Annotated in this window: 5 protein-coding genes and 1 pseudogene; 1 reads left to right on the top strand and 5 read right to left on the bottom strand. The window is 75.0% G+C overall.

Going from position 1 to position 5,538, the window contains the following annotated elements; genetic code table 11:
- The 5 genes from JNW89_RS26235 to JNW89_RS26215 all read right to left on the bottom strand — a co-directional run.
- Positions 1 to 1,348, bottom strand: a 1,348-nt coding sequence (locus JNW89_RS26235; RefSeq protein WP_238450982.1) for an endonuclease Q family protein, incomplete at its 3' end; no start/stop codon positions are given.
- 94 nt (positions 1,349 to 1,442) lie between these two features.
- The gene (locus JNW89_RS26230; RefSeq protein ID WP_238450981.1) at positions 1,443 to 2,687 is read right to left on the bottom strand and encodes a metallophosphoesterase; all 1,245 of its coding nucleotides are present in this window, start codon (positions 2,685 to 2,687) and stop codon (positions 1,443 to 1,445) included.
- Between the two features lie 12 nt (positions 2,688 to 2,699).
- Positions 2,700 to 2,945: a MoaD/ThiS family protein gene (locus tag JNW89_RS26225; protein WP_238450979.1), complete on the bottom strand. Its 246-nt coding sequence runs from the start codon at positions 2,943 to 2,945 to the stop codon at positions 2,700 to 2,702.
- A 3-nt stretch (positions 2,946 to 2,948) separates the two neighbouring features.
- The gene (gene moaA, locus JNW89_RS26220) at positions 2,949 to 3,962 is read right to left on the bottom strand and encodes a GTP 3',8-cyclase MoaA (RefSeq protein ID WP_238450977.1); all 1,014 of its coding nucleotides are present in this window, start codon (positions 3,960 to 3,962) and stop codon (positions 2,949 to 2,951) included.
- Entirely contained in the window at positions 3,959 to 4,873 is a 915-nt protein-coding gene (locus JNW89_RS26215; RefSeq protein WP_238450975.1) for a fructosamine kinase family protein, read from the bottom strand. The genes moaA and JNW89_RS26215 overlap by 4 nt, the downstream gene beginning before the upstream one ends.
- Before the next feature lie 152 nt (positions 4,874 to 5,025).
- Between JNW89_RS26215 and JNW89_RS39050 the strand changes: the two are divergent.
- Positions 5,026 to 5,538 (top strand): annotated as a pseudogene (locus JNW89_RS39050) (DUF4192 domain-containing protein); the annotation flags it as partial.

Raw genomic sequence — 5,538 nt, 5'->3', positions numbered from 1 at the left:
CGGGTACGTCGAAGAGCGTCTCCGCCTGCGCCCCGGTGGCCTTCGCGCCCAGCTCGGCGGGGTCGAAGAGGGTGATCACGCCGTACTCGCCGTCGTAGCCCGGCACCCGGCGGACGTCGCCGCGGCGCAGCCGGCCGATGCCCTCGGCCAGCAGCTCGCCGCCGACCCGCCCGATCTCGTCCAGCGGAGTACGGGTGAGGATCTCCAGCTCCGGGCCGAGCGCGGCGACCAGCTCGTGGAGCTTCCCCTCGACCTTCTTGCTCCGCGCACCCACCTTGTTGATCTCGCCGAGGATCTCGGCCAGCGGCACCAGGTGGGTGACCTCGCGGGCGTGCGCGGGGCGGTGCCCCGCCGGCCGGTCGGCCAGCTCCTCGACCCGGCTCAGCACGCCGACGGTCAGCGGCTTGCCGCACTCCGGACAGCGTCCACCGGCCTGCCGGGTCCGCTCCGGCGACCAGTTGACGCCGCAGAGCCGGTGCCCGTCCGCGTGGTACTTCCCCTCCTCCGGGAAGAACTCGATCGTCCCGGCCAGCCCGTCGCCGGTGCGCAGCGCCTCGCGGATCGCGAAGTAGTCGCGGTCGGCGCAGAAGACCGTCGCCTCCCGGGCCAGCGCCGGCGGGGAGTGCGCGTCGGAGTTCGAGACGAGCTGGTAGCCGTCCAGGCTGCCGACCCGCCAGTTCATCTCCGGGTCGGAGGAGAGGCCGGTCTCCACCGCGAAGACGTGCTCGGCCAGGTCGGCGTAGCAGTCGGCGATCGCGTCGAAGCCGGACTTCGAGCCGAGCGCGGAGAACCAGGGCGTCCAGATGTGCGCCGGCACCAGGTAGCCGTCGCCGCTGGCCTCCAGGGTGATCTCCAGCAGGTCCCGGGAATCGAGGCCGAGGATCGGCCGGCCGTCCGAGCCGAGGTTGCCGATCCGGCCCAGGGCCGCGTTGAACCGCGCCACCGCGTCCAGGTCGGGCAGGTAGATCAGGTGGTGGACCTTGCGGGTCCGGTCGTCCCGCTTGTAGATCGTGGAGATCTCCACGCTGAGCATGAACCGGACCGGGTCGGTCTCCGCCTCGCTGGCCAGCCGGGGCGGGAGCCGGCGGGCGATGTCTCGCTCCGCCTCCGGGGCGAGCCGGTAGAGCCCGGGCTCGGCCGGGTGCAGCGTCTCGCGCAGGTGGTCGTACCAGGCGGGGTGGGTGAAGTCCCCGGTGCCGAGCACGCCGATGCCCTTGCGCCGGGCCCACCAGCCGAGATTGGGCAGGGTGAGATCGCGGCTGCACGCGCGCGAGTACTTCGAGTGGATGTGCAGGTCCGCGACGAACGGCGGGACGCCACCGGGGGGTGCGGCGCTGAACGGAGGCACGCCGCATCCTGTCACGGCCGGTCCATCACCCGCCCGCCGCCACGCGTACGCGTGAGAAGAGCAATCCGGTCCTGGACTCCGCTGCCCGGCCGCGCTATGGGGCGCGCAGCTCCACCAGGGTGATCTGCGGCGGGGCGCCGACCCGCACCGGCGGGCCCCAGAAGCCGGCGCCGTTGGTGACGTACACCTTGGTGCCGTCCACCTCGCCGAGCCCGGAGACGACCGGCTGCTGGAGCTTGACGGCCAGGTTGAACGGCACGATCTGGCCGCCGTGGGTGTGCCCGGAGAGCTGGAGGTCGACGCCGAACTTCGCCGCCTCGTGCGCGGCGACCGGCTGGTGGGCCAGCAGCACCACCGGGCGGCTCGGGTCGCGGTCGCCGAGCGCGGCCGCGTAGTCGGCGGGCGCGGCCAGGCCGGTGCCGGCGGCGGTCACGTCGTTGACGCCGGCCAGGTCCAGCACGCCGCCCCGGGCGCGGATCTCCTGCCGCTGGTTCTGTAGCACCCGCAGGCCGAGCCGGTCCACCTCCTGGACCCACTCCTCCACCCCGGAGTAGTACTCGTGGTTGCCGGTGACGAAGAAGTTGCCGTAGCGGGAACGCAGGCCGCGCAGCGGCGCCGCGGCCTCGCCCAGTTCGGCGACCGAGCCGTCGACCAGGTCGCCGACGACCGCGACGAGGTCGGCGTCGAGGCGGTTGATCGCGGCGACGATCCGCTCGGTGTGCTCCCGCCCGCGCAGCGGGCCGAGGTGGATGTCGGAGACGGTGGCGATCCGCAGCCCGTCCATGCTGCGCGGCAGCTTCGCCAGCGGGATGCGGACCCGGTCCAGCTCGGGCGGGCCCGTCGCCACCCGGACGCCGTAGCCGGTGACGCCGGCCGCGGTGAGCCCGGCGAAGATCGCCGCGCCCCGGGCCAGCAGCAGCCGGCGCGAGGCGTCGTGGTCGGGCTGGTCCACCGCCTCGATGGCCGGCGGGTCGCGGTGCCCGCCGCCCCGACCAGCACCGGCTCCGGCGCGCGGCGGTCGACTCGGCGATCGCGTCCGGCGGCGCAGCACCAGCCGGGCGACCGCCATCGGCACTTCCAGCACCAGCAGCAGGACCAGCAGGTAGAACATCACCGCCAGCCAGAGGTAGCCCGGCCAGGCCAGCCAGAACGCCCAGACCGCCCGGGTGCCGGCCATCGTCGCCGGTACGAGCAGCGCCAGCAGCAGCGCGGCGACCGCGCCGATCCGCCGCCACCGTCCGGGCCGGGTGGTGTCCTTGACCAGCCGCTTCCACAGGTAGAAGTGGATCAAGCCGATGATCAGAGCCAGCGTGGCCACGAACGCCAGAGTCGCCAACATGCCAGCCCTTTCTCAGCCGCCCGCGAAGGGGGGCAGCACGTCGATCGTGACCCCGGCCGGCAACGGTGTCCCACGATCATGACAGCGCACCCCGTCGACCAGGAAACTCGCCACCTCCAGCACGGCGGCCAGCCCCGGCCCGTGCCGCTCGGCGAGGTCACCGACCAGTTCGTCCAGCGACCGGCCGGCGGATGCGGTCTCCTCGGTGCGGCCGGCGGCGGCCCGGGCCCCGGCGAAGTAGCGGACGGTGAGGTCCACGGCTCAGCCTCCGATCGCGGACATCGGCCGGGCCGGTTGCAGGAAGGTGGGATCGTCGATGCCGTGCCCGGCGCGCTTGCCCCGCATCGCCACCTGCCAGCGCTGGGCCAGCTCCGCGTCGTCCGCCCCGCCGCGCAGCGCGCCGCGCAGGTCGGACTCCTCGGTGGCGAAGAGGCAGGCCCGGATCTGGCCGTCGGCGGTGAGCCGGGTCCGGTCGCAGTCGCCGCAGAACGGGCGGGTGACGCTGGCGATCACGCCGACCCGGGCCGGTCCGCCGCCGACCAGCCAGGTCTCGGCGGGGGCCGCGCCCCGCTCGGCCGGGTCGGGCGTCAGGGCGAACGCGCCGGCCAGCGAGGCGAGGATCTCGTCGGCGGTGACCATGGTGGCCCGGTCCCAGCCGTGCTGGGCGTCCAGCGGCATCTGCTCGATGAACCGCAACTCGTAGCCGTGGTCGAGGGCGAACCGCAGCAGCGCCGGGGCCTCGTCGTCGTTGACGCCCCGCATCAGCACCGAATTGACCTTCACCGGGGTGAGCCCGGCGGCGGCGGCACCGGCCAGCCCGGCGAGCACGTCGGCCAGCCGGTCTCGCCGGGTCAGCCGGCTGAACCGGTCGCGGTCCAGGGTGTCCAGCGACACGTTCACCCGGTCCAGCCCGGCCGCGCGCAGCGTGGGGGCGAGCCGGTCCAGGCCGATGCCGTTGGTGGTGAGGGAGATCCGGGGGCGGGGGGTCAGCGCGGCCACCTCGGCGACGATGCCGGCCAGCCCCGGCCGGATCAGCGGCTCGCCGCCGGTGAAGCGGACCTCGGTGACCCCGAGCCGTTCCACGGCGACCCGGACCAACCGGACGATCTCGTCGTCGCTGAGCAGCTGCGGCCCGGCCAGCCAGGGCAGACCCTCCGCCGGCATGCAGTACGTGCAGCGCAGGTTGCACTTGTCGGTCAGCGAGACCCGTAGGTCCCGGGCGACACGGCCGTACCGGTCGACGAGGACGCCCTCGGCGGGCGGGGCGGCGGTCACCCGTCGACCGTAGCGCGGTCGGTCCCACCGAGCGCTGCTCGGGCGGCCCGGGTGACCGCATCGCGGTACGCCGCGCCGAAGGCGGCGGTGTGCACCAGCAGCAGGTGGAGCTGGTGCAGCGGCAGTCGTTCCCGCCAGCCGTCGGCCAGCGGCCACTCCTCCCGGTAGGCGCCGACGATCCGGTCGAGGTGTGGCGCGCCGCCGAAGAGGGCCAGTTGGGCCAGGTCGGTCTCCCGGTGCCCGCCGTGCGCGGCCGGGTCGACCAGCCAGGCCCGGTCGTCCGCGCCCCAGAGCACGTTCCCCGGCCACAGGTCGCCGTGCACCCGGGCCGGCGGCTCGGCGCCGCCGAACTCGCCGATCCGGGCGACGACCTGCTCCACCAGCGCGGCGTCCGCGCCACCGAGCGCGCCGCCGTCCACCGACAGCGCCAGGTACGGCAGCAGCCGACGCCGGGCGAACCAGTCCGGCCAGGGGCCCTCGTCGGGGGTGTTGTCCTGCGGCAGCGGGCCGATGAAGCCGGGCCAGTCGGCACCGAAGGCGGACGCCCCGGCCCGGTGCATCCCGGCCAGCTCCCGGCCGAACCGTTCGGCCGCCTCCGGGGACGGCTCGCCCGGCTCCACCCAGTCCAGCGCCAGCAGCTCGGGCAGGGCCACCACCACCTCGGGTACGGCCACCGTGCCCGTCGCGCGCAGCCAACGGAGCCCGGCCGCCTCGGTGGCGAAGAAGCCCTCGGGCACCGGTCGGTCGGCCCGCTCCGGCCAGCTCTTGGCGAAGACGGAGTGGCCGTCGTCCAGGGTGAGCCGGGAGGCGGCGCAGACGTCCCCGCCGGAGACCGGCGTCTCCCGGATCCGCTGGTGGGTCAGGAACGTCGGCAGGTGCTCCGGATGCGTCCGCAGGTACGCCAGGTCCATCAGCGCAAGGTAGCCGCTCCGTGCGACGAGGAGGGCCCGGCGCGACGTGCCGGATTGCGCCGACCTGCGGGAACACTCTCCGTGTCTGTGGACAACCCGTGTGTCGTCCACAGGGCCTGTCGGGCGCGCGCCCCGGGTCGCAGGCTGCCGGCATGACCGCGACCGACCGCCCCCGGCTCACCGTCCGCTCGCCCGCCGACCTGCTCGCCGCCGTGCCGTACCTGCTCGGCTTCCACCCCGCCGACAGCGTCGTCGTGGTGGCGATGCGCGCCCAGCGGGTCGTCTTCGCCGCCCGCGCCGACCTGCCCGACCGTGGCGCCGACCCCCGGCTGCCCGCCGACCACCTCGGCGCGTCCTCGGCCGGCAGGACGCCGACGCCGCCACCGTCATCGGATACGGCCCGGCCGACCGGGTCACCCCGACCGTCGACGCGGTACGCGCCGCACTGAGCACGGCCGGCCTGACCGTGCTCGACGTGATGCGGGTGACCGACGGCCGGTACTGGTCGTACCTGTGCACGGAGGCGGCCTGCTGCCCGCCCGACGGCACCCCGTACGACCCGGGCAGCCAGCGAGGTCAGCGCCGCCGCGGTCTACGCCGGTCAGGTGGCGCTGCCCGACCGGGCCGCCCTCACCGCGCAGGTGGCCGCCGCCGACGGGCAGGAC

The sequence above is a fragment of the Micromonospora sp. 4G55 genome (assembly GCF_016803375.1).
Note: the sequence above shows the minus strand (reverse complement) of the source record. Positions and strands in the feature narration are given on the sequence as shown.